Below are 25,989 nucleotides of genomic sequence, written 5' to 3' on the forward strand. Positions count from 1 at the left end.
CCTTCAACGTCCCGCCTCGAATTTGAGTATTATTGAGCGATAAAGTCGTGAAGGGATCCTCTATGAAGCAAATTCGAATGCTAGCCCAGTACTACGTCGACCTGATGATGAAGCTTGGACTGGTGCGTTTCTCCATGCTGCTGGCGCTGGCGCTGGTCGTTCTGGCGATTGTCGTGCAGATGGCCGTTACGATGGTTCTGCATGGTCAGGTCGAGAGTATCGACGTTATCCGCTCTATCTTCTTCGGCCTGCTCATTACCCCCTGGGCGGTCTATTTCCTTTCCGTGGTGGTCGAACAGCTTGAGGAGTCCCGTCAGCGCTTATCAAAACTGGTCGATAAGCTGGAGGAGATGCGCGAGCGCGACCTGAAGCTCAACGTTCAGCTTAAAGACAACATTGCTCAGTTGAATCAGGAAATTTCAGATCGTGAGAAGGCGGAGGCAGAGCGTCAGGCCACGCTGGAACAGCTGAAAATCGAAATGAAAGAGCGCGAGGTGACGCAAATCCAGCTTGAGCAGCAATCCTCCTTCCTGCGTTCGTTCCTGGACGCTTCGCCGGATCTGGTATTCTACCGTAACGAAGATAAAGAATTTTCAGGCTGTAACCGGGCGATGGAGCTCCTGACCGGGAAAAGCGAGAAGCAGCTGATTCACCTCAAGCCGCAGGACGTTTACTCCGAAGAGGCGGCCGCCAAGGTCATGGAGACGGACGAAAAAGTGTTCCGCCATAACGTCTCGCTGACCTACGAACAGTGGCTGGATTACCCGGACGGGCGTAAAGCCTGCTTTGAGATCCGTAAGGTGCCGTACTATGACCGCGTCGGGAAGCGCCACGGCCTGATGGGCTTCGGCCGTGATATTACCGAGCGTAAGCGCTATCAGGATGCGCTGGAGCGCGCCAGCCGCGACAAGACCACCTTCATCTCCACCATCAGCCATGAGCTTCGTACGCCGCTTAACGGCATTGTGGGGCTGAGCCGCATTCTGCTGGATACCGACCTGACCGCAGAGCAGGAAAAATACCTCAAAACGATTCATGTCTCGGCGGTCACGCTGGGTAATATCTTCAACGATATTATTGACATGGATAAGATGGAGCGCCGAAAGGTTCAGCTTGATAACCAGCCGGTTGATTTCACCAGCTTCCTTGCCGATCTGGAAAACTTGTCTGGTCTGCAGGCGCAGCAGAAGGGGCTTAATTTTGTCATGGATCCCACCCTGCCGCTGCCGCACAAAGTGATTACCGACGGCACGCGCCTGCGTCAGATCCTATGGAACCTCATCAGCAACGCGGTGAAATTTACCCAGAAGGGGCAGGTGGCGGTGCGTATTCGCTATGACGACGGCGACATGCTGCACTTCGAGGTGGAGGACTCCGGGATTGGTATTCCGCAGGAGGAGCAGGACAAGATTTTCGCGATGTACTACCAGGTGAAGGACAGCAACGGTGGAAAACCGGCCACTGGTACCGGAATCGGCCTGGCGGTGTCTAAGCGGCTGGCGAAGAGCATGGGCGGTGACATCACCGTTGCCAGCCAGGCGGGCAAAGGGTCAACCTTCACGCTGACGGTGCATGCGCCGGCGGTGGCGGAAGAGGTAGAGGATACCTTTGAAAACGACGATATGCCGCTGCCTGCGCTGCACGTCCTGCTGGTGGAGGATATTGAGCTTAACGTGATTGTAGCGCGCTCGGTGCTGGAAAAACTGGGCAACAGCGTGGATGTCGCGATGACCGGTAAAGCCGCGCTGGAGATGTTTACACCGGGTGAATATGACCTCGTTCTGCTGGATATCCAGTTGCCGGATATGACCGGGCTGGATATCTCGCGTGAACTGACGCGTCAGTACGCGGCTGATGAACTGCCGCCGCTGGTGGCGCTGACGGCGAACGTGCTGAAAGATAAAAAAGAGTACCTCGACGCCGGTATGGACGATGTACTCAGCAAGCCTCTGGCGGTGCCTGCTCTGACCGCCATGATCAAGAAGTTCTGGGATACCCACGATGAAGAGGAGAGCACCATGACGTCTGTTGATAGCGCAAAAGCCCAAACGATACTCGATACCGCGATGCTGGAGCAGTATATCGATCTGGTCGGCCCGAAACTGATTACCGACGGCCTGGCGGTGTTTGAAAAAATGATGCCGGGTTATCTGAGCGTGCTGGAGTCAAACCTGACGGCGCGTGACCAGAAGGGCATCGTGGAAGAAGGGCATAAAATCAAAGGCGCAGCCGGCTCGGTCGGGTTACGCCACCTGCAGCAGCTGGGTCAACAGATTCAGTCGCCTGATTTACCAGCCTGGGAAGATAACGTTGGTGATTGGGTTGAAGAGATGAAACAAGAGTGGCAGAACGATGTTGCGGTGCTTAAAGCCTGGGTGGATGCCAGAAAAAAATGACCCCGGCTAGACCGGGGTGCGCGAATACTGCGCCAACACCAGGGAAATCGTGGCTGCGCCTGTTTTTTAAAGTAATTTTCTAATGGGCGCCGCCGTAAAAATTTAGGCCGCACGCAGATAAGATAGCAAATCTTAAATGGTTTGTTACATGAATCAGTGAAATGTGTGAAGCATAGCGTTTTAATCAAAATTATTAATGTGCTTCAGCGAGTTGCAAAGAAGGATCGTCAAGATGAAAAAAATTGGTGTTGTCCTGAGCGGATGCGGTGTTTTTGATGGTTCAGAAATACATGAAGCCGTAATCACGCTGCTGGCCCTGACAAAACAGGGAGCAGAGGTTATCTGTTTTGCGCCCGACAAAAATCAGTCGGATGTGATTAACCATCTGACCGGCGAGCCGATGGCCGAAACGCGTAACGTGCTGATTGAAGCCGCGCGTATTGCCCGGGGAGAGATTCATCCGCTGGCGCAGGCAGATGCCGCTGAACTGGATGCGCTCATTGTGCCGGGCGGCTTCGGCGCCGCGAAAAATCTCAGCACCTTTGCTGCCGAAGGTGCCGCATGCACGGTGGACCCTGATCTAAAAGCGCTGACGCTGGCGATGCATGCCGCGGGCAAGCCGCTGGGCTTTATCTGTATTGCACCGGCCATGCTGCCAAATATTTTCGATTTTCCGTTACGGCTGACGATCGGAACCGATATTGATACCGCAGAGGTCGTCGAGGATATGGGGGGCGAACACGTTCCGTGCCCGGTCGATGACATTGTGGTGGATGAGGACAACAAAGTTGTCACCACGCCCGCGTATATGCTGGCGAAGAATATTGCGGAAGCCGCCGTGGGCATTGAAAAGCTGGTCGCCCGGGTGCTGGTGCTGACGGAATGAGGCGTCAGTTTTCCGCAGGCGCATGGGTGAAACGCCTTCTTTTCCGCATCGTTCTCGTCCTGGCGGTGTTCTGGGGAGGCGGCCTGGCCGTGTTCAGCATTTTGCCGGTACCGTTTTCAGCGGTCATGGTTGAGCGCCAGCTTAGCGCGTGGTTCTCCGGTGATTTCGGCTATGTTGCCCATTCTGACTGGGTGAGCATGGATGAAATTTCTCCGTTCATGGGGCTGGCGGTTATCGCGGCGGAAGACCAGAAATTCCCGGAGCACTGGGGGTTCGATGTGGCTGCGATTGAAAAGGCGCTGGCCCATAACGAACGTCACGAAAACCGCGTGCGCGGTGCGTCAACGCTGTCGCAGCAGACGGCTAAAAACCTGTTCCTGTGGGATGGGCGAAGCTGGGTGCGAAAAGGGCTGGAAGCGGGCCTGACCCTGGGAATGGAAACGGTCTGGAGCAAAAAGCGTATTCTGACCGTTTACCTTAATATCGCCGAGTTCGGCGACGGGGTATTTGGTGTCGAAGCTGCATCACAACGCTATTTTAATAAACCTGCCAGCAGGCTGAGCATGTCGGAGGCGGCGCTGCTCGCGGCTGTTCTGCCTAATCCTGTCCGCTTCAAGGCCAGCGCCCCGTCAGGGTATGTGCGAAGCCGTCAGGCGTGGATTATGCGCCAGATGCGCCAGCTGGGTGGGGAAGGGTTTATGGAGAGAAATGCGTTAATGTAGGGCGGGTAAGCGCAGCGCCACCCGCCAGAATAGCAGGCCTAATCTTCGTCGAACCCGGCGTTAAACAGCGCAACTACCGCTGCCAGAGCCTCCTCTTCCTGAGGACCGGTGGCTTCAACCTCAATCTGACGCCCTTTGGCGGAGTCCAGCATCAGCAGCGCAATTACGCTGTTGGCTTCCGCTTCGGTGCCTTCGTCATTACGCAGCAGCACTTCTGCATCGAAACCCTGCATCAGCTCAAACAGCTTCATCGCCGGGCGTGCATGCATGCCCAGCTTATTGGTGATCTCAACGGTTTGTTTTACGGTCATGTTTTACGTTTTTCCAGCGTGCGATGACGGGACTGAACGTTCTTACCGCGCGAGCGGAAATAGTCGGCCAGCTGTTCGGCGATGTAGACCGAACGATGTTTACCGCCGGTACAGCCAATCGCCACCGTCAGGTAGCTACGATTGTTTGTCTCCAGCATAGGTAACCATAGCTCAAGGTAGCTTCGCGTCTGGTAGATAAAATTGTGAACTTCTGTGTGTCGGTCGAGGAACGCCGCCACGGGCTTATCCAGACCGGTCATTGGACGCAGTTTGGGATCCCAGTGCGGGTTCGGCAGGAAGCGCACGTCGAAAACATAGTCCGCATCAATCGGAATACCGTGCTTAAAGCCGAAGGATTCGAACACCATCGTCAGCTCGCGCTCGCGTTTACCCAGCAGCCGGGTTCGCAGCATTTCCGCCAGCTCGTGAACGGACATCTCTGAGGTGTCGACAATCAGATCGGCACGAGAGCGCAGCGGCTCAAGCAGATCGCTCTCTTCGTCGATGGCGCTCTCCAGCGAGAGATTCTTGCTGGAAAGCGGGTGCAGACGACGGGTGTCGCTGTAGCGGCGGATCAGGGTATTGCGGTCGGCATCAAGGAACAGCAGCTGAGGCGAGAACGCGTCAGGCAGGTTACTCATTGCCTGTTCGAAGATCTCTGGCGATTCCGGCATGTTACGAACGTCGATACTGACGGCGGCGGAGGTTTGTCTCTCCGCTAACGTGCGTGCCAGATCGGGCAATAACACGACCGGCAGGTTATCGACGCAGTAAAAACCCATGTCTTCCAGCGCGCGCAGGGCAACGGATTTCCCCGACCCTGAACGACCGCTGACAATCATCAGCACCATGTTCCGTTTCTCCTCAGGACAACAGATGTGAAGGCCATCACCTGGTTATGCGTCATCCTGATTGCCTTCTGCTTCAGTGATAATTTGATAAAGCTCTTCATCACTTTGGGCTGAGCGCAGTCGACGGCAGATGGTTTTATCCGCCAGACGTTTAGCAACCAGCGAAAGCGTATGCAGGTGGGTCTTGGTCTGGTCGGCAGGCACCAACAGCGCGAAGAGGAGATCGACAGGCTGGTTATCAATGGCGTCAAAAGCGATTGGTGTTTCCAGCTGCACAAACACACCGACGGCACGCAGGGTGTCCTCTTCCAGCTTGCCGTGCGGGATCGCGATGCCGTTGCCGATACCGGTACTGCCCATCTTTTCACGGGTCAGAATGGCTTCGAACACCACCTGCGGCGGCAGGCCCAGCTGTTTTGCAGCTAATTCACTGATGATCTCCAGCGCACGTTTTTTGCTCTGGCAGTGAACGGCACTGCGGGTACATTCCTGGTTAAGGACATTGCTCAGTTGAAGAGCGGAATCGTTGTTCATCATAATTTCACCTAAGCGCTAACTGTACAAATGGCCCGTTGTGTTTCACAACAGGCCGTCCTGCACCCGTTAACTGCCCGGACAATTAGTGTTGTTTCAGTTTATCTTTATGTTTATTGAGCTGTCGCGCAAGCTTGTCAATCAAGCCGTCGATAGCCGCGTACATGTCTTGCCCTTCCGCACTGGCATGGAGTTCACCCCCGTTAACATGCAGGGTTGCATCCGAGATATGAGTCACTTTCTCCACTTTTAACACAACGTAGACCTGATTGATCCTTTCGAAATACTGCTCGAGTTTCGCGAACTTAGCGTTCACGAAGTCACGTAAAGCCTCAGTAATCTCGACGTTATGTCCTGTGATATTGAGCTGCATAGTGTCTTCCTTATCGGTTGTGTCAGACCAGCTGTTTACGCTGGTTAGACGGCGGAATGGATAAAGACTCTCGATACTTCGCAACAGTACGACGTGCCACCATAATACCCTGATCGGACAGCATGGTGGTCAACTTACTGTCACTTAGTGGCTTCGCGGGATTCTCCGCGGCGATCAACTTCTTCACCAGGGCGCGAATCGCCGTTGAGGAGGCTTCGCCGCCACCCTCGGTGTTCACGTGGCTGGAGAAGAAATACTTAAGCTCAAAAATACCGCGCGGACTGTGCAGATACTTCTGCGTAGTAACGCGGGAAATAGTGGATTCATGCATCTCGACGGCCTGGGCGATATCCGCCAGCACCATCGGTTTCATATACTCTTCGCCCTGCTCAAAGAAGGCCTGCTGCTGTTCGACGATGCAGCGGCTCACGCGAAGCAGGGTATCATTCCGGCTCTCCAGGCTCTTGATCAGCCATCGCGCTTCCTGAAGATTGCTGCGAATATATTGATTGTCAGAGTCGTTGCGCGCGCTAGTACACATGGAGGCGTACTGCTGGTTGATTTGCAGGCGAGGGATGCTGTCAGAGTTCAGTTCAACGACCCAGCGGTCATTGTGTTTTCTGACCAGCACGTCCGGGATAACGTACTCGGGTTCGCTGGTCTGGATCGACTGACCGGGACGCGGATCGAGGGACTGGATCAGATTTACCGCCTCTTTCAGCACCTCTTCCTTCAGGCGCGTCACGCGCATCAGGGTGCGGAAATCGTGGTTAGCCAGAAGATCCAGATGATCGCTGATGATTAAGCGTGCCTCGTCGAGCCACGGCGTCTCTTTGCTGAACTGAGAAAGCTGGATCAGCAGACAGTCGCGCAGGTCTTTAGCGGCCACCCCGACCGGATCGAAGCGCTGAATGCGTTTCAGTACCGCTTCAATCTCCTCAATCTCAATCTCTTCATCGCCCATGCTTTCCAGAATGTCGTCCAGCGTGACGGTCAAATAACCGGTGTCATCAACGGCGTCGACAATCGAGGTGGCAATGGCGCGGTCGGTATCGGAGAAGGGGGTAAGCTCTACCTGCCACATCAGGTAATCCTGCAGCGACTGGGTGGTTTCGCCCTGGTAGACCGGTAGCTCGTCGTCCTGGTAGTCTGCACGCGTGCCGGAAGGGGTCCCGGCGGTATAGATTTCATCCCAGCTGGCATCCAGCGGAAGCTCGTCCGGCATCTCTTTTTGTTCGAGTGCATCCGCGGTGTCGAGCGCTTCTGTGTCCTGTGACTGCTGGGTATCTACCTCGTCATGAAGATCGGCTTGCTCCAGCAGGGGATTGCTGTCCAGCGCCTGCTGGAGCTCCTGCTGGAGTTCTAAGGTGGACAGTTGCAACAGACGAATTGCCTGCTGTAACTGCGGCGTCATCGCCAGCTGTTGGCTGAGCCTTAATTGCAAACCTTGCTTCATGTTCAGAGCATTTTTCTCCGGTTCGGCGTTACGTTACCTCTACCCTATCAGAGTCTGAAGTCTTCCCCAAGATAGACGCGCTTAACATGATCGTCTTCGAGGATCTGCTGCGGCGTACCGTGAGCGATCAGATTGCCCTGGCTTACGATATACGCGCGTTCACATACCGCCAGCGTTTCACGAACGTTGTGGTCGGTGATCAGCACGCCAAGTCCGCTGTCACGCAGATGCTCGATAATGCGTTTAATGTCGATAACGGAGATCGGGTCAACGCCCGCAAATGGTTCATCCAGAAGGATAAACTTCGGATTGGCGGCCAGCGCGCGCGCAATCTCAACACGACGGCGTTCCCCCCCGGACAAGGCCTGGCCCAGGCTGTCGCGCAGGTGTTCGATATGAAACTCTTCCATCAGCTCGTTGGCGCGATCCTGACGCTGTTCGTTGGTCAGGTCGTCGCGAATTTGCAGGACTGCCATCAGGTTATCAAAGACGCTCAGACGACGGAAAATAGAGGCTTCCTGCGGCAGATAGCCAATGCCACGGCGCGCGCGCGCGTGCAGCGGCAGCAGGCTGATATCTTCATCGTCAATAATAATGTTGCCGGCATCGCGCGGGACAATACCCACCACCATGTAGAAGGTGGTGGTTTTACCCGCACCGTTCGGGCCAAGCAGGCCCACAATTTCGCCGGAGTTGACGGTCAGACTGACATCTTCTACGACACGGCGGCCCTTATAGGCCTTCGCGAGATTTTTTGCAGTTAATGTTGCCATAGCGAATTAGTTACTCTTCTTCTGTGCCGGGGCCTGGCCCTTGCCTTTGTCCTGCAGCTGCGACGGAACCAGCACGGTGGTTACGCGTTTGCCTTTCTCGCTGGAGGCCTGCATTTTTTGCTCTTTCACCAGATAGGTAATCTGGTCACCGGTAATATTGCTGTCCAGCTGTTCCAGATACGCGTTTCCGGTCAGGATGACCAGGTCCTTCGCCAACTCATAGTGCATATGCGAGGCGTGGCCCTTCACCGGCTTGCCGTTGTCCTGCATCTGGTAGAAGGTGGCCGGGTTGCCGTAACCATCAATGATCTCTTTGCCCTGCTCGCCGCCCGGACGGGTAACGACCACTTTATCGGCGTTAATTTTGATAGTCCCCTGAGTCATGACGACGTTACCCGTGAAGGTGACGACGTTACCCTGCATATCGAGAGACTGAGTGTCGGACTCGATATGGATCGGCTGGTCGGTATCGCCCGTTACAGCAAGCGCGGGGAGACTGGCCGCCAGCATCGCGCTGGCGATAATTACTTTAAGGCTGAGTTTGTTTGTTTTGAATTTCATAGGAGGTTCTAACCTTTTCAATCAGCTCGGCGTTCTTGCTGCGTAAGTTCCCGCGCATTCTTAAACCGCTGGAATTAAATGTTGTGCCATACAGTGTGACCAGATCCTGCGACGTCACGTCCTGGGTTACCAGGTTGATCTGGGCATTATCCGTCGTAATTTTTCGCAGTTGCGAGTCAGCGGTCAGGGCGTTGACTTCAACGTGGCCATACAGATAAAGCATACGGTCATTTGTCAGTTTGGCCCGATCTGACTTAATTGACCACGTCGGCACTTTGTCTTTATCGAAAGTGGTCATGACAGGTTGGGTAAACCACGAAACGCCGTCATCGGAAAAGTATTCAACGTGCTGGGCAATCAGGCGATAATTCAGCGCACCTTCCGGGCTATAGACCACGGTGTCACTGTGATCGCTTTTATAGGTTGGATCGTTATTGTTGACGACTTCCGTTTGCGTATCGTCGCGATCGGCAAGGTTCACGCCAATCAATACCAGTGCGACAAGCGAAAGCAGAATGATAACCCAACGTCTGGTTTTACTCATATCGATTGCCCTTTGGCTTCATCAAGCTTGCCCTGCGCCAGCAGAAGCAGATCGCAGACTTCACGGACGGCACCCCGGCCACCGTTGATGTGGGTAACGTAGTCAGCGCGCGGGATCAACAGCGGATGAGCATCAGCAACCGCGATGCTGAGACCGACTTCAGCCATCACCGGCCAGTCAATCAGGTCGTCCCCGACGTAGGCCACGTTTTCCGGTGCGATAGCCAGTTTACCCAGTAAATCATTGAACGCTGCCATCTTATCGGATTGACCCTGGTAAAGATGGGTAATGCCTAAGGTTTCACAGCGGTCTTCTACCAGTTTAGCTTTTCGTCCGGTGATGATAGCAACCTCAATACCCGAGGTGAGCGCACAGCGGATACCGTAGCCGTCGCGAACGTTAAACGCTTTCAGCTCTTCACCATTATTGCCCATGTAAATCAGGCCATCGGAAAGTACGCCATCCACATCCAGAATGAGCAGACGAATATTTTCCGCCTTTGCCATCATCTGGGTACTGACCGGACCATAACAGGTTGCAAGGGATGCACCCGCATTACTCATTGTCTTATCCTTTATTACACTACGCCAGCGCGCAGCAGATCATGCATATGTACCACACCCAGCAACTGGTCGCCATCGGCAACCATAACGGAGGTGATATGGCGGGACTGCATCAGGTTCAGCACATCCACGGCCAGCGTTCCCGGACGCACGCGAATGCCGCCGGGCGTCATCACATCGGCAATGCCGAGCGTGCGGACATCTACACCCATGTCGAACACGCGACGCAAGTCGCCATCGGTGAAGATCCCCTGAATTTTCATCAGATCGTCGCACACGACCGTCATACCCAGATTCTTACGGGTGATTTCCAGCAGCGCATCACGCAGGGAGGCTTCTTTGCTGACGTGAGGGATCTCATCCCCGGTGTGCATAATATCGTTTACCCGCAGCAGCAGCTTGCGCCCCAGCGCGCCGCCCGGATGGGAGAGCGCGAAATCTTCCGGCGTAAAACCGCGAGCTTCAAGCAGCGCGACGGCAAGCGCATCGCCCATGACCAGCGCGGCGGTGGTGCTGGACGTTGGTGCCAGGCCGAGCGGGCAGGCCTCTTTCGGTACTTTAACGCACAGATGAATATCGGCTGCACGCGCCATGCTACTTTCCGGACGGCTGGTCATGCAAATCAGCGGCACCTGCAGACGCTTCAGTACGGGGATCAATGCCAGAATTTCATTGGACTCACCGGAGTTGGACAGCGCGATAACGACATCCTGCGGCGTGACCATCCCCAGGTCGCCGTGCGCGGCTTCCCCCGGGTGTACAAAGAAGGACGAGGTTCCGGTGCTGGCAAACGTTGCCGCCATTTTGCGCCCAATGTGGCCGGACTTGCCCATCCCCATCACCACGACTTTCCCGGCACAGTAGAATATCTTCTCACATGCCAGACTAAAATCCTGATTAATGTACTGATCTAACTGCGCCAGACCTTCACGTTCAATCTCCAGAACCTCTTTGCCTGCTTTCTGAAAGTCAAAACCCGGCTGCAATTCTATTTGCGACATAATGCGTTTCCGTTTACCCAGAGAGAAGAGGCGAGAGCCAGTACAGCATCGCCATCCATACGATAAATCCACCCGTCAGCAGCGCGCCTGCGCCTTTGCCGATCTGGCGTTGCCGCCGCCAGCAGAGCAGGGCAAATATCACGCTGACCAGCAACATCACCCCGTAATCGCGTGAAAACGCCAGAGGATTAAACGGCCCCGGCGTAATCAGAGCCGGCAGGCCCATGACAATCGCGATATTAAATATGTTGGAGCCGATGATATTACCAATGGCGATGTCATCTTCCCCTTTACGCGCCCCCGCAATGGCGGTGGCCAGCTCCGGCAGGCTGGTGCCGATAGCAATAACCGTCAGGCCAATCGTCAGTTCGCTCATGGCGAAATAGTTCGCCAGTACCGTCGCGTTATCCACGACCATGCGCGTTGCCATCGGCATGATGATCAGCGCAACGCCAAGCCAGAGGAGGGCGACCGGCAGCGTGCCTTCCCGCGGGAGTTCGGCAACCTGTTCACGCGTCAGGCTATCCTGACCCTGTTTTTCCGCCTGGCGGGCAATTTTAACACTATACAGTAACCAGATGACGGCCAGCGCCAGCAGGAAAATGCCGTCGCTATAGCTCAGTACGCCATCATAAAATACGCACCCTGCCAGCAGGCTTACGACTAACATTAGCGGCAATTCACGGCGCAGAACATCAGAATGCACGCGAAATGGATGGAGCAGTGCCGCAAGGCCCAAAATCAGTAATATATTGACGATGTTAGAGCCAATCGCGGTGCCAATTGCCAGGTCTAACTGACCATGCAGCGACGCCGAGACGGAGACGATGATTTCAGGAAGTGACGTGCCAACGCTGACCACGGTCATCCCGATGACTACAGGCGGTACACCCGTCAGGCGACACAGGATAGATGCAGCAAAGACTAAACGGTCAGCACTGTAGACCACTAACAGTAAACCAATGATTAACAGTGCTGTTGCTAAAAGCATCAAAAGTCCTTTCTTCAGGTATACTTGTCGGTCCATCGCGCGGGAATGGCTGGACTGCATACGGTCTGAGGCGTAACGAATTCCTAATTTTGACTTTATGCGCCGGAAAAGTAAAACAAATGCCAGCTTTCGCTAACCTCAACGGCTAATATTCTGTAAAAATGCGGGGTTAAGGGCTGATTCAGGCTGCACGTCTTAACGTGAGCAGGGTAAGAAAGGAACTATAAATGAGCCAAACGATGGCGAATATCGTCGATGTCCGCGGTGTGAGTTTTTCTCGCGGCAATCGACTGATATTCGATGATATTTCGTTGACCGTACCGCGTGGCAAAATCACCGCCATCATGGGGCCGTCCGGGATCGGTAAAACGACCCTCCTGCGCCTTATTGGTGGTCAGATCCCACCGGATAGCGGTGAAATCCTCTTCGATGGCGAAAACGTCCCGGAGATGTCGCGCTCGCGCCTGTATACTGTCCGCAAACGTATGAGTATGCTCTTTCAGTCGGGGGCGTTGTTCACCGACATGAACGTCTTTGATAACGTGGCCTATCCGCTGCGCGAGCATACCAGCCTGCCGCCTGAGCTGCTGAAAAGCACGGTGATGATGAAGCTTGAAGCTGTGGGGTTGCGGGGAGCCGCGAAGCTAATGCCTTCGGAGCTGTCCGGCGGGATGGCGCGCCGCGCCGCGCTGGCGCGAGCCATTGCATTAGAGCCCGATTTAATCATGTTCGACGAACCGTTCGTCGGGCAGGATCCCATCACGATGGGCGTGCTGGTAAAGCTCATCTCTGAACTGAACAGCGCGCTCGGCGTCACCTGTATCGTGGTGTCTCACGATGTACCGGAAGTGTTGAGCATTGCCGATTACGCCTATATCGTGGCGGACAAAAAGATCGTTGCACACGGCAGCGCCCAGGCGCTGCAGGAAAATTGCGATCCACGCGTGCGGCAGTTCCTCGACGGTATTGCTGACGGACCCGTACCGTTCCGCTACCCGGCGGGCGATTATCGTGACGATTTACTGGGAATAGGGAGTTAAGCCACTCATGCTGTTAAATGCGTTGGCCGCTCTCGGACACCGTGGCATAAAAACCATCAGGACGTTCGGGCGTGCCGGATTGATGTTATTCAACGCGCTGGTCGGCAAGCCGGAGTTTAGCAAGCACGCCCCTCTGCTGGTGCGTCAGCTTTATAATGTCGGCGTGCTGTCGATGCTCATCATTATTGTTTCCGGTCTGTTTATCGGCATGGTGCTGGGGCTGCAGGGCTACCTTGTTCTGACAACCTACAGTGCGGAAACCAGCCTCGGAATGCTGGTGGCGCTTTCGCTGCTGCGCGAATTGGGTCCGGTTGTGGCGGCACTGCTATTTGCCGGACGCGCTGGGTCGGCATTAACGGCTGAGATTGGCCTGATGCGTGCGACCGAGCAGCTCTCCAGCATGGAGATGATGGCGGTCGATCCGCTGCGTCGCGTGATCTCGCCGCGTTTCTGGGCGGGGGTGATCTCGCTCCCGCTACTGACTATTCTGTTTGTCGCCGTGGGGATCTGGGGCGGTTCGCTGGTTGGGGTCCACTGGAAAGGCATCGATGCCGGCTTCTTCTGGTCTGCGATGCAGGACGCCATCGACCTGCGAATGGATCTGGTTAACTGCCTGATTAAAAGCGTGGTGTTTGCCATTACGGTCACCTGGATTGCATTGTTCAATGGTTACGATGCCATCCCGACCTCGGCGGGCATTAGCCGTGCAACTACACGTACTGTCGTACATTCGTCGCTGGCCGTACTGGGCCTGGATTTTGTGCTCACCGCACTGATGTTTGGGAATTGAGTTCATGCAAACGAGAAAAAATGAAATTTGGGTCGGCGTTTTCCTGCTGCTGGCGCTGCTGGCGGCGCTGTTTATCTGCCTGAGAGCGGCAGATATCACCTCAGTACGCACCGAGCCGACGTATCGCATCTATGCCACGTTCGATAACATCGGCGGGCTGAAGGCGCGTTCACCGGTCCGCATTGGCGGTGTGGTGATCGGCCGCGTATCTGACATTACGCTCGATGAGAAAACGTATCTGCCGCGCGTCGCGATGGATATCGAAGAACGTTACAACCACATTCCGGACACCAGCTCCCTTTCTATCCGTACTTCCGGCCTGCTGGGTGAACAATATCTGGCACTTAACGTCGGCTTTGAAGACCCCGAGCTGGGAACGACTATCCTTAAAGACGGTAGCGTTATCCAGGATACGAAGTCCGCGATGGTGCTGGAGGACATGATTGGTCAGTTCCTTTACAACAGTAAAGGGGATGATAAAAAGTCTGACGATGCCCCTGCGCAGAGTGAAGACCATACCAACGTTGCGCCGACCCCTGGTGCTGCGAATTAATTCAGGAGAAGTCATTCATGTTTAAACGACTGTTAATGGTTGCCATGCTGGTCATTGCCCCTCTCACTGCGGCACATGCTGCGGATCAGAGCAACCCGTACAAACTGATGGACGAAGCTGCGAAGAAAACCTTCGACCGTCTCAAAAACGAACAGCCAAAAATTCGCGCGAATCCTGACTATCTGCGTGACGTGGTTGACCAGGAACTGCTGCCGTATGTGCAGATCAAATATGCGGGAGCGTTGGTGCTGGGCCGCTATTACAAAGACGCAACGCCTGCGCAGCGTGAGGCCTATTTTGCCGCATTTCGTGAATACCTGAAGCAGGCGTATGGTCAGGCGCTGGCGATGTACCACGGTCAGACCTATCAGATCGCCCCGGAGCAGCCGCTGGGTGATGCGACCATCGTGCCTATTCGCGTAACGATCATCGATCCTAACGGCCGTCCGCCGGTGCGCCTGGATTTCCAGTGGCGTAAAAACAGCCAGACCGGCCACTGGCAGGCGTATGACATGATCGCCGAAGGCGTAAGCATGATCACCACCAAGCAGAACGAGTGGAGCGACCTGCTGCGCACCAAGGGCATTGATGGCCTGACCGCACAGCTGCAGTCCATTGCTCGTCAGAAAATTACCCTGGACGAGAAGAAGTAATGTCGCAGCAACTCCGCTGGTCGCGTGAAGGTGAGACGTTAAGGCTGTCCGGTGAGCTGGACCAGGATCTGCTGAACCCACTGTGGGATAAACGGCATGAGGCGATGCAGGGCGTGACGCTTATCGACTTAACCGACGTCACGCGGGTGGATACGGCAGGCGTTGCGCTGCTCGCCCATCTGGTTGCCGTGGGCAAAAAGCAGGGAACAAGCGTCATGCTTCATGGCGCGAGTGACAATGTCGTTACCCTTGCGCAACTCTACAATCTGCCTCAGGACGTACTGCCTCGTTAATATTTTCAGTGCGTTACTTCCGAAAGCCCTGACAGTTTCATCGTCGGGGCTTTTTGCTTGTTTAAGACGACGCCACTTTGCTCTAAGATGTTGGGCTTGTTTTCACTATCAGATGATTAAGAGCCCATGGAAAATCATGAAATCCAGACAGTGCTGATGAATGCACTCTCCCTTCAGGAAGCCCACGTCACTGGCGATGGCAGTCACTTCCAGGTTATTGCTGTGGGTGAGATGTTCGACGGTATGAGCCGTGTGAAGAAGCAGCAGGCTGTGTACGCGCCGCTGATGGAATATATTGCGGATAACCGCATCCACGCCCTGTCGATTAAAGCGTTCACCCCGCAAGAGTGGGCACGCGATCGCAAACTAAACGGTTTTTGAGCTGAGGGCGACAGGCCCGCAGCACGGTTGAATTTATAAGAGAGCACACAATGGATAAATTTCGTGTACAGGGGCCAACGCGTCTCCAGGGCGAAGTCACAATTTCTGGCGCGAAGAACGCCGCGCTGCCAATCCTCTTTGCTGCGCTGCTCGCGGAAGAGCCGGTAGAAATTCAGAACGTACCGAAGCTGAAAGATATCGACACGACCATGAAGTTGCTCACCCAGTTGGGCACTAAAGTTGAGCGCAACGGTTCCGTCTGGATCGATGCCAGCAACGTGAACAACTTCTCTGCGCCTTACGATCTGGTGAAAACCATGCGTGCATCTATCTGGGCGCTTGGCCCGCTGGTGGCACGTTTCGGTCAGGGTCAGGTTTCGCTGCCGGGTGGTTGCGCCATCGGCGCGCGTCCGGTTGACCTGCATATCTTTGGCCTGGAGAAACTGGGCGCAGAGATCAAGCTGGAAGAGGGTTACGTTAAGGCCTCCGTCAACGGTCGTCTGAAAGGCGCGCACATTGTCATGGACAAAGTGAGCGTAGGCGCTACCGTCACCATCATGTCTGCGGCAACGCTGGCAGAAGGTACCACCATCATCGAAAACGCCGCGCGCGAACCGGAGATCGTGGATACCGCCAATTTCCTCGTGGCGCTGGGCGCGAAGATTTCCGGCCAGGGTACTGACCGCATCACCATTGAAGGCGTTGAGCGTCTGGGCGGTGGTGTGTATCGCGTTCTGCCGGACCGTATCGAAACAGGCACCTTCCTGGTGGCTGCGGCGATCTCTGGCGGTAAGATTGTCTGCCGTAATGCACAGCCAGACACTCTGGATGCCGTTCTGGCGAAGCTGCGTGAAGCGGGTGCCGATGTTGAAACCGGTGAAGACTGGATCAGCCTCGACATGCACGGCAAGCGTCCTAAAGCGGTGACAGTGCGTACGGCTCCGCATCCGGCATTCCCGACCGATATGCAGGCACAGTTCACGCTGCTGAACCTGGTTGCCGAAGGAACCGGTGTGATTACCGAGACGATTTTCGAGAACCGTTTTATGCACGTACCGGAACTGATCCGTATGGGTGCACATGCTGAGATCGAAAGTAACACCGTAATTTGCCATGGCGTTGAGAAACTGTCCGGTGCTCAGGTAATGGCAACGGATTTGCGTGCGTCTGCAAGCCTGGTGCTGGCGGGCTGTATCGCGGAAGGCACAACGGTGGTGGATCGTATTTATCACATCGATCGTGGCTATGAACGTATTGAAGACAAACTGCGCGCGCTGGGTGCCAATATCGAGCGTGTGAAGGGCGAGTAATCGTTCCGGCAGCCCCCTGCCAGAAATGACCGGGGGGTTGCTATTCCTGTCAAAAAAACCGTTATCCCTGCGGTTCTGTTTTTGCTTTTCTCTGGCGCATCATGCGCGTTCTGTCGATAAATTCATGAGTAACAGGATCGTGATAACGTGAAGGCCAGATCACCCACGGGTGCGTTTCCAGCGCCGTCGCGATAATCAATTCTCCCTTTGGCCAGGGGCGGGTCAGGGCGTTGGCCAGGGTGGAAGAACTCAGACCATGGCGGCGGGACTCTGCTGCAAGTGACGTACCTCTTTTGCGCAGTGCCGCAATGATATCTGCCGTATGCCAGTCGATAAATTTCGTATCCATAACGCTGTCCTTAAGTTCGGATTCACCTACGCCGTTTCTTCTGAAACGACTGGCTTACTATACTCATTTCGACTTCTTGTTCTAAAAAGTTCGCGTTACTTGAAGGGATATTCAGAATAAGACATGGCTTTATTCATGCGGGCTCTAACCCGATTCATTTACATGAATGCGGAATTTACTGGTGCGTTTTTGAACCTCCCCGCGATGGATACGGGGAGGTGGGGGCAAGATTAACGGTCGCGTTGAACAGCGATATGGGCAAGACCAATCAGAGCATCGCGCCATGGGCTGTCTGGAATAACCTGGAGAGCTTCGATGGCTTTGTCAGCCTCTTCTTCAGCACGCTGGCGGGTCCATTCCAGCGAGCCGCAGATGGCCATCGTTTCCAGTACAGGTTCCAGAAGATGGCGACCATTTCCCTGTTCGATCGCCTCACGGATCATTTTCGCCTGGTCGGCCGTTCCGTTACGCATCGCGTGAAGCAGCGGCAGGGTCGGTTTGCCTTCGTTCAGGTCATCGCCAACGTTTTTGCCGAGCGTTTCGCCGTCCGCGCTGTAGTCCAGCAAATCATCAATCAGCTGGAAGGCAGTACCCAGGTAGCGTCCATAATCCTGCAGTCCTTTTTCCTGCGCCTCGGAACAGCCAGCCAGGATGCCGGAACACTGGGCGGCCGCTTCAAACAGGCGCGCTGTTTTGCTGTAGATAACGCGCATGTAGTTTTCTTCGGTGATATCAGGGTCATTGACGTTCATCAGCTGCAGCACTTCGCCTTCAGCGATGACGTTGACGGCTTCGGACATCACCTCGAGCACTTTCAGAGAGCCCAGGCTGGTCATCATCTGGAAGGCGCGGGTATAGATAAAGTCCCCGACCAGAACGCTGGCGGCGTTCCCGAAGGCAGCGTTTGCCGTGGCTTTGCCACGACGCATATCGGATTCATCCACAACATCGTCATGCAGAAGCGTCGCGGTGTGAATAAATTCGATCAGCGCGGCGATCGTCACGTGGGCATTTCCCTGATAGCCAACGGCTCTGGCAGCCAGAATGGCAATCATCGGGCGAATGCGTTTACCGCCGCCGCTGACAATGTAATAGCCCAACTGATTGATCAGCTGAACGTCAGAGTTGAGTTGCTCCAGGATTGCTGCATTTACACCCGCCATATCTTGCGCGGTTAACTCGTTGATTTTTTCTAAATTCATCGCAAAAGCCGGGCTTTTTATCCTGTTGATCCCATCTTCAATGGGGTAACGAAGGGTTTCGGTTTATCAATAGTAGTGCTGATTGTACTGAAAAAACGGCTCAGATAAACGTTACCGTACGTGTTGTGTTTTTTTTCTTCATGTATTGACGGTAGCACTTGTCAAAGGCTCGCGTTTTGCGTAATATTCGCGCCCTATTGTGAATATTTATAGCGCACTCTGATTCATACGAGGACGTGCGCGGAAGCGGAGTTTATATGTACGCGGTTTTCCAAAGTGGTGGTAAACAACACCGAGTAAGCGAAGGTCAGACCGTTCGCCTGGAAAAGCTGGACATCGCAACTGGCGAATCTGTTGAGTTCGCAGAAGTTCTGATGATCGCAAACGGTGAAGAAGTCAAAATCGGCGTTCCTTTCGTTGATGGCGGCGTTATCAAAGCTGAAGTTGTTGCACACGGTCGTGGCGAGAAAGTTAAAATCGTTAAGTTTCGTCGTCGTAAACACTACCGTAAGCAGCAGGGCCACCGTCAGTGGTTCACTGATGTGAAAATTACTGGCATCAGCGCCTAAGACCTGAGGAGAGATTTAAATGGCACATAAAAAGGCTGGCGGCTCCACACGTAACGGTCGCGATTCAGAAGCTAAACGCCTGGGCGTTAAGCGTTTCGGTGGCGAATCCGTTCTGGCGGGTAGCATCATCGTTCGTCAACGTGGTACCAAATTCCACGCTGGCAACAACGTAGGTTGCGGTCGTGACCACACTCTGTTTGCTAAAGCAGACGGTAAAGTGAAATTTGAAGTTAAAGGCCCGAACAACCGTAAATACATCAGCATCGTTGCTGAGTAAGGTTTTCTCGGTCCGGTAACGGATTAAAGCCCCGCAACGTGTTGCGGGGCTTTTTACATTGGAAACCCGGAAAATTTTCTGTAGGGAAAACGGGCATGAAGCAGCAGGCCGGCATTGGTATTCTTTTGGCGCTCACGACCGCAATGTGCTGGGGTGCGCTGCCAATTGCAATGAAGCAGGTACTGGAAGTGATGGAGCCGCCTACGGTGGTCTTTTATCGCTTCCTGATGGCAAGCATTGGTCTCGGGACCATCCTTGCAGTTAAAGGCAAGCTTCCACCGCTACGGCTCTTCCGCAAACCTCGATGGCTGGTGTTACTGGCCATTGCGACGGGCGGTCTGTTCGGTAACTTTATCCTGTTCAGCTCTTCCCTGCAGTATTTGAGCCCTACGGCGTCTCAGGTGATTGGTCAGCTTTCGCCTGTGGGCATGATGGTCGCGAGCGTGTTCATCCTCAAAGAGAAGATGCGCGGGACGCAGATTATCGGGGCAAGCATGCTGCTATGCGGCCTGGTGATGTTCTTCAACACCAGCCTGATCGAGATTTTTACCCGGCTTACGGACTACACCTGGGGCGTGATCTTCGGCGTGGGTGCAGCAACGGTCTGGGTGAGCTATGGCGTCGCGCAAAAGGTGTTATTGCGTCGCCTGGCCTCACAGCAGATCCTTTTTTTGCTGTACACTTTGTGTACAGTGGCATTATTGCCGTTAGCGAAGCCGGGCGTCATTACCCAGCTGAGCGACTGGCAACTGGCGTGCCTCATTTTTTGTGGGCTTAACACGCTGGTCGGTTATGGCGCGCTGGCGGAAGCGATGGCGCGCTGGCAGGCAGCACAGGTGAGCGCATTGATCACGCTTACCCCGCTGTTTACGCTGTTATTTTCAGATTTGTTATCAATGGCCTGGCCCGATGTCTTCGTCAGACCGATGCTCAACCTGTTGGGCTATCTCGGTGCGTTTGTCGTGGTTGCGGGCGCGATGTATTCCGCCATTGGTCATCGTCTTTGGGGACGTTGGCGCAAAAATGAAGCGGTCGTAGTAGTCCCCCGCTCAGGCGAATGAGTTACGGAGAGTAAAATGAAGTTTGTTGATGAAGCGACGATTCTGGTCGTGGCAGGTGATGGCGGTAACGGTTGTGTAAGCTTCCGCCGTGAAAAATATATTCCTCGTGGCGGCCCTGACGGCGGTGACGGTGGCGATGGTGGTGACGTGTGGCTGGAGGCGGATGAAAACCTCAACACGCTGATCGACTACCGCTTTGAAAAATCCTTCCGCGCAGAACGCGGACAGAACGGCCAGAGCCGAGACTGTACCGGTAAACGCGGTAAAGACGTGACCATTAAGGTTCCGGTCGGTACGCGCGTTATCGATCAGGGCACCGGTGAAACCATGGGCGATATGACTAAACACGGTCAGCGCCTGATGGTGGCGAAAGGCGGCTGGCACGGTCTGGGTAACAGCCGTTTCAAATCTTCCGTTAACCGTACCCCGCGTCAGAAAACGATGGGTACCCCGGGTGATAAGCGCGACCTGCAACTTGAACTGATGCTGCTGGCAGACGTGGGCATGCTGGGTATGCCAAACGCAGGTAAATCGACCTTTATTCGCGCCGTCTCTGCGGCCAAGCCAAAAGTAGCGGACTATCCGTTTACCACGTTGGTACCAAGCCTCGGCGTTGTCCGTATGGATAACGAGAAGAGCTTTGTGGTCGCCGATATTCCGGGCCTGATTGAAGGCGCTGCGGAAGGCGCTGGTCTGGGTATTCGCTTCCTGAAGCACCTTGAGCGTTGCCGCGTACTGCTGCACCTCATCGACATCGATCCGATCGACGGTTCCGATCCGGTTGAAAACGCCCGTATCATTATCGGTGAGCTGGAAAAATACAGCGAAAAACTGGCGAGTAAGCCACGCTGGCTGGTCTTCAACAAGATCGACCTGATGGATAAAGCGGAAGCCGAAGCGAAAGCCAAAGCGATTGCCGAAGCAATGGGCTGGGAAGATAAATACTACCTTATCTCCGCGGCAAGTCAGGTTGGCGTGAAAGATCTCTGCTGGGATGTGATGACCTTCATCATCGAGAACCCTGTCGTTCAGGCTGAAGAAGCGAAACAGCCAGAAAAAGTCGAATTCATGTGGGATGACTACCACCGCCAGCAGCTCGAAGAGCTGGAAGCGGAAGAGGAAGACGACTGGGACGATGACTGGGATGAAGACGACGAAGAAGGCGTCGAGTTCATCTACAAGCACTAATGTCTGTCCAAAGCCCCCATCAGGGGGCTTTTTTCATTCCAGCGTTGAGGGCAGCCAGCAGCTTGCTATCAGGCCGCCTTCAGCACCATTCTCCAGCATCAGCTTACCGTGATGAAGCTGCAGGATGCGCTGTACGATACTCAGGCCAAGGCCGCTGCCGCCGTAACGCTGATCGAGGCGACGGAACGGCTCCGTGATCGACTGTCGATTCGCTTCGTCAATACCAGGCCCCTGATCGATAACGCTGAGCTGCGTACCGCCTTCGACCTCGGTAAGCGTCACGGTAATCGTGGTGCCTGTCGGGCTGTAGCGCCCGGCATTCTCCAGCAGGTTGCGCAGCATCAGCCGCAGCAGTACCGCGTCTCCCTGAACCGTGAGCGCGCTTTTAGCAGGCCAAATCACCGTATGCTCTTTGGCTTCATGCTCAAGACCAAGAGGCGTGATAATGGTGTCCGTCCAGTTGATGGTTTCATAGTGGCCGCTCGCCATTGCCTGTCCTGCACGGGCCAGCATCAGCAGTTGCTCAACGGTGTGCATTAGCTGGTCAATACGGTTGATGAGCGTCGTGGCCTGCGTAGAGCCTGACTGGGCCATGAGCTCCAGATGGAGCCTGATTCCGGCAAGAGGCGTTCGCAGTTCATGGGCGGCGTCAGCCGTGAAGAGACGCTCCTGCTGAATGGTACTGTCCAGCCTGGCGAGTAGCTGATTGAGCGAGGTGGTAACGGCGCCGATTTCTTCCATGTCGGAATACATAGGAAGTGGGGTTAGGTTATCCGCCGAACGGTTAGCCAGGCTCACGCGCAGTTTGTTCAGCGGTCGGGTTATCCAGGTAACCGCCCAGAACGAGAAAAACAACGTAAACCCAACCATCACCAGAGAAGGAACCAGCAGCGAGGCAATCGCTTCGCGGATCTCTTTCTCGACGTGGTTGTTACGCGATTTTGCCGACAGCGTTTCGTTCACCAGAAAGCCAATCTGCTCGCGGCTTTCGTGCCACAACCAAATGACGCTTATCAGCTGGAAAAATAACAGAATGACCGCCAGCAACACCATTAATCGCCGACGCATGCTGTTCATTTCTGGCTCTCCAGGCGGTAGCCAACGCCGCGGACGGTTTTAATCCGGTCTTTGCCGAGCTTACGACGCAGGTTGTGGATGTGGACTTCCAGGGTATTTGACCCCGGATCGTCCTGCCAGGAATAGATATCCTGCTGAAGGGTTTCTCTGTGTACCGTTTGTCCGCTTCGCATGATCAGACGCGTCAGCAAGGCGAACTCTTTTGGTGTAACTTCAACGGGCTGGGACTGGCGCAATACCTGCTGGGTTTGCAGATTCAGGGTAATGTCCCCGTCGGTTAGTAAGTTATCACTATGGCCCTGATAACGGCGTATTAACGCTCGCACCCGAGCCTGAAGTTCTGCAAGCGCAAAGGGCTTCACCAGGTAATCATCGGCGCCAGCATCAAGGCCGGTAATACGATCTTCAATGGCGTCGCGTGCCGTCAGGATTAACACCGGATTGGCGATGCCCCGGCGACGCCACTGGGTAAGCAGCGTCGCGCCGTCTTTGTCTGGCAAGCCCAGGTCAAGGATTACCAGGCTGTATTCGCCGCTCTGGATCAGGGCATCTGCTTCTGCCGCGGTGCCGGCACAGTCCAGGGCATAGCCTTCATTGGCGAGTCCCAGAGCCAGTCCTTCCTGTAATAACAGATCGTCTTCAACTATAAGTAGTTTCATCGCTAGTTATTCTGGTAGATGTCTTTATAAAGCCTGCTTTCGAAGCGAACCAGTGGAATACGGCGGTTGCGCTGGTCGGTCGGTTCGACGGCATAGCCGGAAAGATACTGCACGAATGCCATGCGCTGTCCGCTGGCGGTCGTGATGAACCCTGCCAGGTTATACACCCCCTGCAGTGAACCTGTTTTCGCGGAGACTTTGCCATCCACACCCGCTGCATGAAGCCCGGCGCGGTACTGCAGCGAACCGTCGTGTCCGGCAAGCGGCAGCATTGAGATAAAGTTTAGCTCAGTGTCATGTTGTGCAATGTACTGAAGCACCTGCATCATGGTGGCCGGGGCAATCAGGTTATGACGCGATAATCCTGAACCATCAACGGCGATAGTGTTACCCAGATCGATTCCCGCCTGCTGGCGCAGGATCTGACGAACAGCGTCTGAGCCCGCGCGCCAGGTTCCCGGCACGCCGAAACGCGCGTGGCCAATCATGCGGAACACGGTGTCGGCAATCATGTTGTCAGACTTTTTCAGCATAATTCGCAGCAAATCGTGCAGCGGTGGCGACTGTTTGCTGGCAATGACCGTTCCGGGCTGGTTGACCTGCGTCTGGCGTAGCAGCGTGCCGGAGTAGGTTATTCCCGCCTGCTTCAGCTCATCCTTGAGAATCGCACCCGCATAGCTTGCGCCATCCTGAATCGCGAAGGCCAGCGGCAGGGGATCGGCGCGCTGCGTCAGGCAGCCGGTGAGGGTGTAGCGGTTAAGATCGCCAGGCACCACGTCCAGTTCGCAGTACTGGGCATCCGGGGAGCCTTTAGCCAACGTTCGCACCTGGCTAAACATGGTCACCGGATAGTAAGATGCCACGCGAATGAACGCTAAATCATCTGGCTTGGGCGCGCTGTAAAGGGAGATCGAGAAGCAGTTGCGGTCAACAATCGCGGCGGCTGGCGGGGCGCTAAAGCACTGCGTCATGTCGTTCCACGGCCAGCCTGGTGCTTTATCGTGGCTGGCAAAAATGGAGGTATCGATCAGCACGTTGCCATCGATTTTTGTCACGCCGGATTTTTTCAACACCGCTACCATGTTGCGGATATCCTGGCGCTTAAAGGTGGGATCGCCACCGAAACGGGCGATAAGATCGCCTTTCAGTTCGCCACCGTCGACGTTACCTTTGGTTTCAAGCGTGGTGGTAAAACGGAAGTCAGGCCCGAGTTGGAGCAGGGCGGCGAGGGCAGTGATCACCTTCTGGGTACTGGCAGGCAGCGCCATCTGTTGACTGTGATAGTCAATCTCGGGAGCCTGTGCGCCAACCTTCTGCACCATCAGGGCGAGGTTCGCGCCTGCGGGGAGCTGATTAATGTACTCATCAACATTCGCGGCCTGGGCGGTGAACGTTATACTGGTAGTCAATCCGATGATAAAACTGGAAAATCGCATAATCTCGCGCTAACAACCCGAAAACAAACCGTCATACTACGGTGCATGGCACTGCAAAGTAAACGATGACCCATAGTGAACTTCGCGGTAAAATGCGTATCAAATTGAAAAATTGCTGCTGACCTGGGGCGTCGCTCCCGGGTCGGTTTTCTTTTTGCTTCTTGCCCGCTTCGGGGGGCAGGAGCAGGGAACACTGCTCCCAACAGGAATGTTTAAGAGGTATAACAAATGCAAGCTATTCCGATGACCTTACGTGGTGCCGAAAAACTGCGCGAAGAGCTGGATTTCCTGAAATCCGTGCGTCGCCCTGAAATCATCGCCGCTATCGCGGAAGCCCGTGAGCATGGCGACCTGAAAGAGAATGCTGAATACCATGCGGCGCGCGAGCAGCAGGGTTTCTGTGAAGGGCGCATTAAAGATATCGAAGCGAAACTGTCTAATGCGCAGGTTATCGATATCACCAAAATGCCTAACAACGGTCGCGTGATCTTTGGTTCTACCGTCAGCGTTCTGAACCTCGACAACGATGAAGAGCAAACCTATCGCATCGTGGGCGATGATGAAGCAGACTTCAAACAGAACCTGATTTCGGTGAACTCACCCATTGCTCGCGGCCTGATTGGCAAAGAGCAGGACGATGTTGTCACCATCCGCACCCCTGGCGGTGAAGTGGAATACGAAATTATCAAGGTTGAATACCTGTAATTCGCTTCTCTACTAAGATGTTGATACATTGTAAAGAAAAGAAAAAGGCCGCATAGCGGCCTTTTATCAACTCAAGGAGCATGGCATTTTGCTGAGCCTGCTGAAAGAAATCCCTCGTTTCACACAGAAAATGTGATTGATTCAGGATATCCTTAGCGTGGCAGCGAGATTTTACGCTCTTTAGATGGGCGATAGAGCACCAGCGTTTTACCGATGACCTGTACATTACAGGCGCCGGTTTCGCGCACGATGGCTTCCACGATCAGGTTTTTAGTGTCTCTGTCTTCAGAGGCGATTTTCACCTTGATCAGCTCGTGGTGTTCCAGCGCTTGTTCAATCTCGGCAAGCACCCCTTCGGTCAAACCATTGTTGCCAAGCATGACTACAGGCTTGAGCGGATGTGCCAGACCTTTAAGGTGCTGTTTTTGTTTAGTACTCAGATTCATCGTATATTTTTGCTTACGTTGGGATTGAAAACGGTTCA

The 25,989-nt window shown here is 54.6% G+C and carries 32 protein-coding genes; 15 read left to right on the plus strand and 17 right to left on the minus strand.

Features of this window, described 5'->3' with window-relative positions:
* The first annotated feature begins 62 nt into the window (after window positions 1–62).
* The 3 genes from arcB (at window position 63) to mtgA (ending at window position 4,004) form a co-directional block, all read left to right on the plus strand.
* Window positions 63–2,396, plus strand: coding sequence for an aerobic respiration two-component sensor histidine kinase ArcB (arcB, locus tag A6013_RS04720; RefSeq protein ID WP_045260464.1), 2,334 nt, complete (start codon window positions 63–65; stop codon window positions 2,394–2,396).
* A 232-nt stretch (window positions 2,397–2,628) separates the two neighbouring features.
* Entirely contained in the window at window positions 2,629–3,282 is a 654-nt protein-coding gene (gene elbB / locus A6013_RS04725) for an isoprenoid biosynthesis glyoxalase ElbB (RefSeq protein WP_048960849.1), read from the plus strand.
* Window positions 3,279–4,004, plus strand: coding sequence for a monofunctional biosynthetic peptidoglycan transglycosylase (gene mtgA, locus A6013_RS04730; RefSeq protein ID WP_028014572.1), 726 nt, complete (start codon window positions 3,279–3,281; stop codon window positions 4,002–4,004). The genes elbB and mtgA overlap by 4 nt, the downstream gene beginning before the upstream one ends.
* Before the next feature lie 38 nt (window positions 4,005–4,042).
* Here the strand turns inward: mtgA and npr are convergent, their stop codons facing one another.
* The 11 genes from npr to A6013_RS04785 form a co-directional block, all read right to left on the minus strand.
* Complete coding sequence (gene npr / locus A6013_RS04735; RefSeq protein ID WP_025756690.1) at window positions 4,043–4,315, minus strand: PTS phosphocarrier protein NPr; 273 nt, start codon at window positions 4,313–4,315, stop codon at window positions 4,043–4,045.
* Window positions 4,312–5,166 (minus strand): RNase adapter RapZ, encoded by an 855-nt coding sequence (gene rapZ, locus A6013_RS04740; protein ID WP_014885397.1) that lies wholly within the window; start codon window positions 5,164–5,166, stop codon window positions 4,312–4,314. Before rapZ ends, npr begins: the two co-directional genes overlap by 4 nt.
* A 45-nt stretch (window positions 5,167–5,211) precedes the next feature.
* Entirely contained in the window at window positions 5,212–5,703 is a 492-nt protein-coding gene (gene ptsN, locus A6013_RS04745; RefSeq protein WP_008501443.1) for a PTS IIA-like nitrogen regulatory protein PtsN, read from the minus strand.
* Window positions 5,704–5,785: 82 nt separating this feature from the next.
* Window positions 5,786–6,073, minus strand: coding sequence for a ribosome hibernation promoting factor (gene hpf / locus A6013_RS04750; protein ID WP_014171818.1), 288 nt, complete (start codon window positions 6,071–6,073; stop codon window positions 5,786–5,788).
* Window positions 6,074–6,095: 22 nt separating this feature from the next.
* Window positions 6,096–7,529 (minus strand): RNA polymerase factor sigma-54, encoded by a 1,434-nt coding sequence (rpoN, locus tag A6013_RS04755; RefSeq protein WP_028014571.1) that lies wholly within the window; start codon window positions 7,527–7,529, stop codon window positions 6,096–6,098.
* A 47-nt stretch (window positions 7,530–7,576) separates the two neighbouring features.
* Window positions 7,577–8,302, minus strand: a complete 726-nt coding sequence (lptB, locus tag A6013_RS04760; protein WP_028014570.1) for an LPS export ABC transporter ATP-binding protein — start codon at window positions 8,300–8,302, stop codon at window positions 7,577–7,579.
* Window positions 8,303–8,308: 6 nt separating this feature from the next.
* Window positions 8,309–8,863, minus strand: a complete 555-nt coding sequence (lptA, locus tag A6013_RS04765; RefSeq protein WP_028014569.1) for a lipopolysaccharide ABC transporter substrate-binding protein LptA — start codon at window positions 8,861–8,863, stop codon at window positions 8,309–8,311.
* On the minus strand, window positions 8,832–9,407 hold the full coding sequence (gene lptC / locus A6013_RS04770) for an LPS export ABC transporter periplasmic protein LptC (protein ID WP_028014568.1): 576 nt from the start codon (window positions 9,405–9,407) through the stop codon (window positions 8,832–8,834). The genes lptA and lptC overlap by 32 nt, the downstream gene beginning before the upstream one ends.
* Window positions 9,404–9,970 carry a 3-deoxy-manno-octulosonate-8-phosphatase KdsC gene (gene kdsC / locus A6013_RS04775; protein WP_025756695.1) on the minus strand — a complete coding sequence of 189 codons (567 nt, stop codon included), beginning with the start codon at window positions 9,968–9,970 and terminating at the stop codon, window positions 9,404–9,406. Before kdsC ends, lptC begins: the two co-directional genes overlap by 4 nt.
* Window positions 9,971–9,984: 14 nt before the next feature.
* The gene (gene kdsD, locus A6013_RS04780) at window positions 9,985–10,971 is read right to left on the minus strand and encodes an arabinose-5-phosphate isomerase KdsD (RefSeq protein ID WP_028014567.1); all 987 of its coding nucleotides are present in this window, start codon (window positions 10,969–10,971) and stop codon (window positions 9,985–9,987) included.
* A gap of 13 nt (window positions 10,972–10,984) precedes the next feature.
* Window positions 10,985–11,962 (minus strand): calcium/sodium antiporter, encoded by a 978-nt coding sequence (locus tag A6013_RS04785; protein WP_028014566.1) that lies wholly within the window; start codon window positions 11,960–11,962, stop codon window positions 10,985–10,987.
* Window positions 11,963–12,189: 227 nt separating this feature from the next.
* Between A6013_RS04785 and mlaF the strand changes: the two genes are divergently transcribed.
* The 7 genes from mlaF (at window position 12,190) to murA (ending at window position 16,982) form a co-directional block, all read left to right on the plus strand.
* Window positions 12,190–13,002 (plus strand): phospholipid ABC transporter ATP-binding protein MlaF, encoded by an 813-nt coding sequence (gene mlaF, locus A6013_RS04790; protein ID WP_028014565.1) that lies wholly within the window; start codon window positions 12,190–12,192, stop codon window positions 13,000–13,002.
* Window positions 13,003–13,009: 7 nt separating this feature from the next.
* Window positions 13,010–13,792: a lipid asymmetry maintenance ABC transporter permease subunit MlaE gene (mlaE, locus tag A6013_RS04795; RefSeq protein WP_028014564.1), complete on the plus strand. Its 783-nt coding sequence runs from the start codon at window positions 13,010–13,012 to the stop codon at window positions 13,790–13,792.
* A 4-nt stretch (window positions 13,793–13,796) separates the two neighbouring features.
* Entirely contained in the window at window positions 13,797–14,345 is a 549-nt protein-coding gene (gene mlaD / locus A6013_RS04800; RefSeq protein WP_041911946.1) for an outer membrane lipid asymmetry maintenance protein MlaD, read from the plus strand.
* Window positions 14,346–14,362: 17 nt separating this feature from the next.
* A complete protein-coding gene (gene mlaC / locus A6013_RS04805) occupies window positions 14,363–14,998 on the plus strand; it encodes a phospholipid-binding protein MlaC (RefSeq protein WP_028014562.1) in 636 nt (211 codons plus the stop codon).
* Window positions 14,998–15,291, plus strand: coding sequence for a lipid asymmetry maintenance protein MlaB (gene mlaB / locus A6013_RS04810; protein ID WP_045630728.1), 294 nt, complete (start codon window positions 14,998–15,000; stop codon window positions 15,289–15,291). Before mlaC ends, mlaB begins: the two co-directional genes overlap by 1 nt.
* Before the next feature lie 126 nt (window positions 15,292–15,417).
* Window positions 15,418–15,672, plus strand: a complete 255-nt coding sequence (ibaG, locus tag A6013_RS04815) for a BolA family iron metabolism protein IbaG (RefSeq protein ID WP_008501458.1) — start codon at window positions 15,418–15,420, stop codon at window positions 15,670–15,672.
* 50 nt (window positions 15,673–15,722) lie between these two features.
* A complete protein-coding gene (gene murA / locus A6013_RS04820; RefSeq protein ID WP_028014560.1) occupies window positions 15,723–16,982 on the plus strand; it encodes a UDP-N-acetylglucosamine 1-carboxyvinyltransferase in 1,260 nt (419 codons plus the stop codon).
* A 61-nt stretch (window positions 16,983–17,043) separates the two neighbouring features.
* Here the strand turns inward: murA and sfsB are convergent, their stop codons facing one another.
* Together sfsB and ispB are read right to left on the minus strand one after the other, a co-directional pair.
* Complete coding sequence (gene sfsB, locus A6013_RS04825; RefSeq protein ID WP_028014559.1) at window positions 17,044–17,331, minus strand: DNA-binding transcriptional regulator SfsB; 288 nt, start codon at window positions 17,329–17,331, stop codon at window positions 17,044–17,046.
* Between the two features lie 230 nt (window positions 17,332–17,561).
* A complete protein-coding gene (ispB, locus tag A6013_RS04830; RefSeq protein ID WP_028014558.1) occupies window positions 17,562–18,533 on the minus strand; it encodes an octaprenyl diphosphate synthase in 972 nt (323 codons plus the stop codon).
* Between the two features lie 257 nt (window positions 18,534–18,790).
* Between ispB and rplU the strand changes: the two genes are divergently transcribed.
* The 4 genes from rplU to cgtA all read left to right on the plus strand — a co-directional run bounded on the left by rplU (window position 18,791) and on the right by cgtA (window position 21,628).
* Entirely contained in the window at window positions 18,791–19,102 is a 312-nt protein-coding gene (gene rplU, locus A6013_RS04835) for a 50S ribosomal protein L21 (protein WP_003025032.1), read from the plus strand.
* A gap of 19 nt (window positions 19,103–19,121) precedes the next feature.
* On the plus strand, window positions 19,122–19,379 hold the full coding sequence (gene rpmA / locus A6013_RS04840; RefSeq protein ID WP_004385076.1) for a 50S ribosomal protein L27: 258 nt from the start codon (window positions 19,122–19,124) through the stop codon (window positions 19,377–19,379).
* A 95-nt stretch (window positions 19,380–19,474) separates the two neighbouring features.
* Entirely contained in the window at window positions 19,475–20,440 is a 966-nt protein-coding gene (locus A6013_RS04845) for a DMT family transporter (protein WP_028014557.1), read from the plus strand.
* Window positions 20,441–20,455: 15 nt separating this feature from the next.
* Window positions 20,456–21,628, plus strand: a complete 1,173-nt coding sequence (cgtA, locus tag A6013_RS04850) for an Obg family GTPase CgtA (RefSeq protein WP_014885381.1) — start codon at window positions 20,456–20,458, stop codon at window positions 21,626–21,628.
* 33 nt (window positions 21,629–21,661) lie between these two features.
* Here the strand turns inward: cgtA and pmrB are convergent, their stop codons facing one another.
* The 3 genes from pmrB to dacB are packed head-to-tail and all read right to left on the minus strand — an operon-like array spanning window position 21,662 to window position 24,800.
* The gene (pmrB, locus tag A6013_RS04855; protein WP_063943733.1) at window positions 21,662–22,705 is read right to left on the minus strand and encodes a two-component system sensor histidine kinase PmrB; all 1,044 of its coding nucleotides are present in this window, start codon (window positions 22,703–22,705) and stop codon (window positions 21,662–21,664) included.
* Window positions 22,702–23,364, minus strand: a complete 663-nt coding sequence (gene pmrA, locus A6013_RS04860; RefSeq protein WP_028014555.1) for a two-component system response regulator PmrA — start codon at window positions 23,362–23,364, stop codon at window positions 22,702–22,704. The genes pmrB and pmrA overlap by 4 nt, the downstream gene beginning before the upstream one ends.
* Window positions 23,365–23,366: 2 nt before the next feature.
* The gene (gene dacB / locus A6013_RS04865) at window positions 23,367–24,800 is read right to left on the minus strand and encodes a serine-type D-Ala-D-Ala carboxypeptidase (protein ID WP_028014554.1); all 1,434 of its coding nucleotides are present in this window, start codon (window positions 24,798–24,800) and stop codon (window positions 23,367–23,369) included.
* A gap of 228 nt (window positions 24,801–25,028) precedes the next feature.
* Between dacB and greA the strand changes: the two genes are divergently transcribed.
* Entirely contained in the window at window positions 25,029–25,505 is a 477-nt protein-coding gene (gene greA, locus A6013_RS04870) for a transcription elongation factor GreA (protein ID WP_006812122.1), read from the plus strand.
* A 152-nt stretch (window positions 25,506–25,657) separates the two neighbouring features.
* On the opposite strand, the gene yhbY is transcribed toward greA, so the two are convergent.
* Window positions 25,658–25,951 (minus strand): ribosome assembly RNA-binding protein YhbY, encoded by a 294-nt coding sequence (yhbY, locus tag A6013_RS04875; protein ID WP_003861814.1) that lies wholly within the window; start codon window positions 25,949–25,951, stop codon window positions 25,658–25,660.
* Window positions 25,952–25,989: the final 38 nt, after the last annotated feature.

The sequence above is a fragment of the Enterobacter sp. IF2SW-B1 genome (assembly GCF_001743375.1).
Classification (GTDB): Bacteria; Pseudomonadota; Gammaproteobacteria; order Enterobacterales; family Enterobacteriaceae; genus Enterobacter; species Enterobacter bugandensis.

Excerpts from the sequence above, each read along its gene's own strand:
- arcB (WP_045260464.1), top strand. The coding sequence starts at position 63 with ATGAAGCAAATTCGAATGCTAGCCCAGTACTACGTCGACCTGATGATG.
- elbB (WP_048960849.1), top strand. The coding sequence starts at position 2,629 with ATGAAAAAAATTGGTGTTGTCCTGAGCGGATGCGGTGTTTTTGATGGT.
- mtgA (WP_028014572.1), top strand. The coding sequence starts at position 3,279 with ATGAGGCGTCAGTTTTCCGCAGGCGCATGGGTGAAACGCCTTCTTTTC.
- npr (WP_025756690.1), bottom strand. The coding sequence starts at position 4,315 with ATGACCGTAAAACAAACCGTTGAGATCACCAATAAGCTGGGCATGCAT.
- rapZ (WP_014885397.1), bottom strand. The coding sequence starts at position 5,166 with ATGGTGCTGATGATTGTCAGCGGTCGTTCAGGGTCGGGGAAATCCGTT.
- ptsN (WP_008501443.1), bottom strand. The coding sequence starts at position 5,703 with ATGATGAACAACGATTCCGCTCTTCAACTGAGCAATGTCCTTAACCAG.
- hpf (WP_014171818.1), bottom strand. The coding sequence starts at position 6,073 with ATGCAGCTCAATATCACAGGACATAACGTCGAGATTACTGAGGCTTTA.
- rpoN (WP_028014571.1), bottom strand. The coding sequence starts at position 7,529 with ATGAAGCAAGGTTTGCAATTAAGGCTCAGCCAACAGCTGGCGATGACG.
- lptB (WP_028014570.1), bottom strand. The coding sequence starts at position 8,302 with ATGGCAACATTAACTGCAAAAAATCTCGCGAAGGCCTATAAGGGCCGC.
- lptA (WP_028014569.1), bottom strand. The coding sequence starts at position 8,863 with ATGAAATTCAAAACAAACAAACTCAGCCTTAAAGTAATTATCGCCAGC.
- lptC (WP_028014568.1), bottom strand. The coding sequence starts at position 9,407 with ATGAGTAAAACCAGACGTTGGGTTATCATTCTGCTTTCGCTTGTCGCA.
- kdsC (WP_025756695.1), bottom strand. The coding sequence starts at position 9,970 with ATGAGTAATGCGGGTGCATCCCTTGCAACCTGTTATGGTCCGGTCAGT.
- kdsD (WP_028014567.1), bottom strand. The coding sequence starts at position 10,971 with ATGTCGCAAATAGAATTGCAGCCGGGTTTTGACTTTCAGAAAGCAGGC.
- A6013_RS04785 (WP_028014566.1), bottom strand. The coding sequence starts at position 11,962 with ATGCTTTTAGCAACAGCACTGTTAATCATTGGTTTACTGTTAGTGGTC.
- mlaF (WP_028014565.1), top strand. The coding sequence starts at position 12,190 with ATGAGCCAAACGATGGCGAATATCGTCGATGTCCGCGGTGTGAGTTTT.
- mlaE (WP_028014564.1), top strand. The coding sequence starts at position 13,010 with ATGCTGTTAAATGCGTTGGCCGCTCTCGGACACCGTGGCATAAAAACC.
- mlaD (WP_041911946.1), top strand. The coding sequence starts at position 13,797 with ATGCAAACGAGAAAAAATGAAATTTGGGTCGGCGTTTTCCTGCTGCTG.
- mlaC (WP_028014562.1), top strand. The coding sequence starts at position 14,363 with ATGTTTAAACGACTGTTAATGGTTGCCATGCTGGTCATTGCCCCTCTC.
- mlaB (WP_045630728.1), top strand. The coding sequence starts at position 14,998 with ATGTCGCAGCAACTCCGCTGGTCGCGTGAAGGTGAGACGTTAAGGCTG.
- ibaG (WP_008501458.1), top strand. The coding sequence starts at position 15,418 with ATGGAAAATCATGAAATCCAGACAGTGCTGATGAATGCACTCTCCCTT.
- murA (WP_028014560.1), top strand. The coding sequence starts at position 15,723 with ATGGATAAATTTCGTGTACAGGGGCCAACGCGTCTCCAGGGCGAAGTC.
- sfsB (WP_028014559.1), bottom strand. The coding sequence starts at position 17,331 with ATGGATACGAAATTTATCGACTGGCATACGGCAGATATCATTGCGGCA.
- ispB (WP_028014558.1), bottom strand. The coding sequence starts at position 18,533 with ATGAATTTAGAAAAAATCAACGAGTTAACCGCGCAAGATATGGCGGGT.
- rplU (WP_003025032.1), top strand. The coding sequence starts at position 18,791 with ATGTACGCGGTTTTCCAAAGTGGTGGTAAACAACACCGAGTAAGCGAA.
- rpmA (WP_004385076.1), top strand. The coding sequence starts at position 19,122 with ATGGCACATAAAAAGGCTGGCGGCTCCACACGTAACGGTCGCGATTCA.
- A6013_RS04845 (WP_028014557.1), top strand. The coding sequence starts at position 19,475 with ATGAAGCAGCAGGCCGGCATTGGTATTCTTTTGGCGCTCACGACCGCA.
- cgtA (WP_014885381.1), top strand. The coding sequence starts at position 20,456 with ATGAAGTTTGTTGATGAAGCGACGATTCTGGTCGTGGCAGGTGATGGC.
- pmrB (WP_063943733.1), bottom strand. The coding sequence starts at position 22,705 with ATGAACAGCATGCGTCGGCGATTAATGGTGTTGCTGGCGGTCATTCTG.
- pmrA (WP_028014555.1), bottom strand. The coding sequence starts at position 23,364 with ATGAAACTACTTATAGTTGAAGACGATCTGTTATTACAGGAAGGACTG.
- dacB (WP_028014554.1), bottom strand. The coding sequence starts at position 24,800 with ATGCGATTTTCCAGTTTTATCATCGGATTGACTACCAGTATAACGTTC.
- greA (WP_006812122.1), top strand. The coding sequence starts at position 25,029 with ATGCAAGCTATTCCGATGACCTTACGTGGTGCCGAAAAACTGCGCGAA.
- yhbY (WP_003861814.1), bottom strand. The coding sequence starts at position 25,951 with ATGAATCTGAGTACTAAACAAAAACAGCACCTTAAAGGTCTGGCACAT.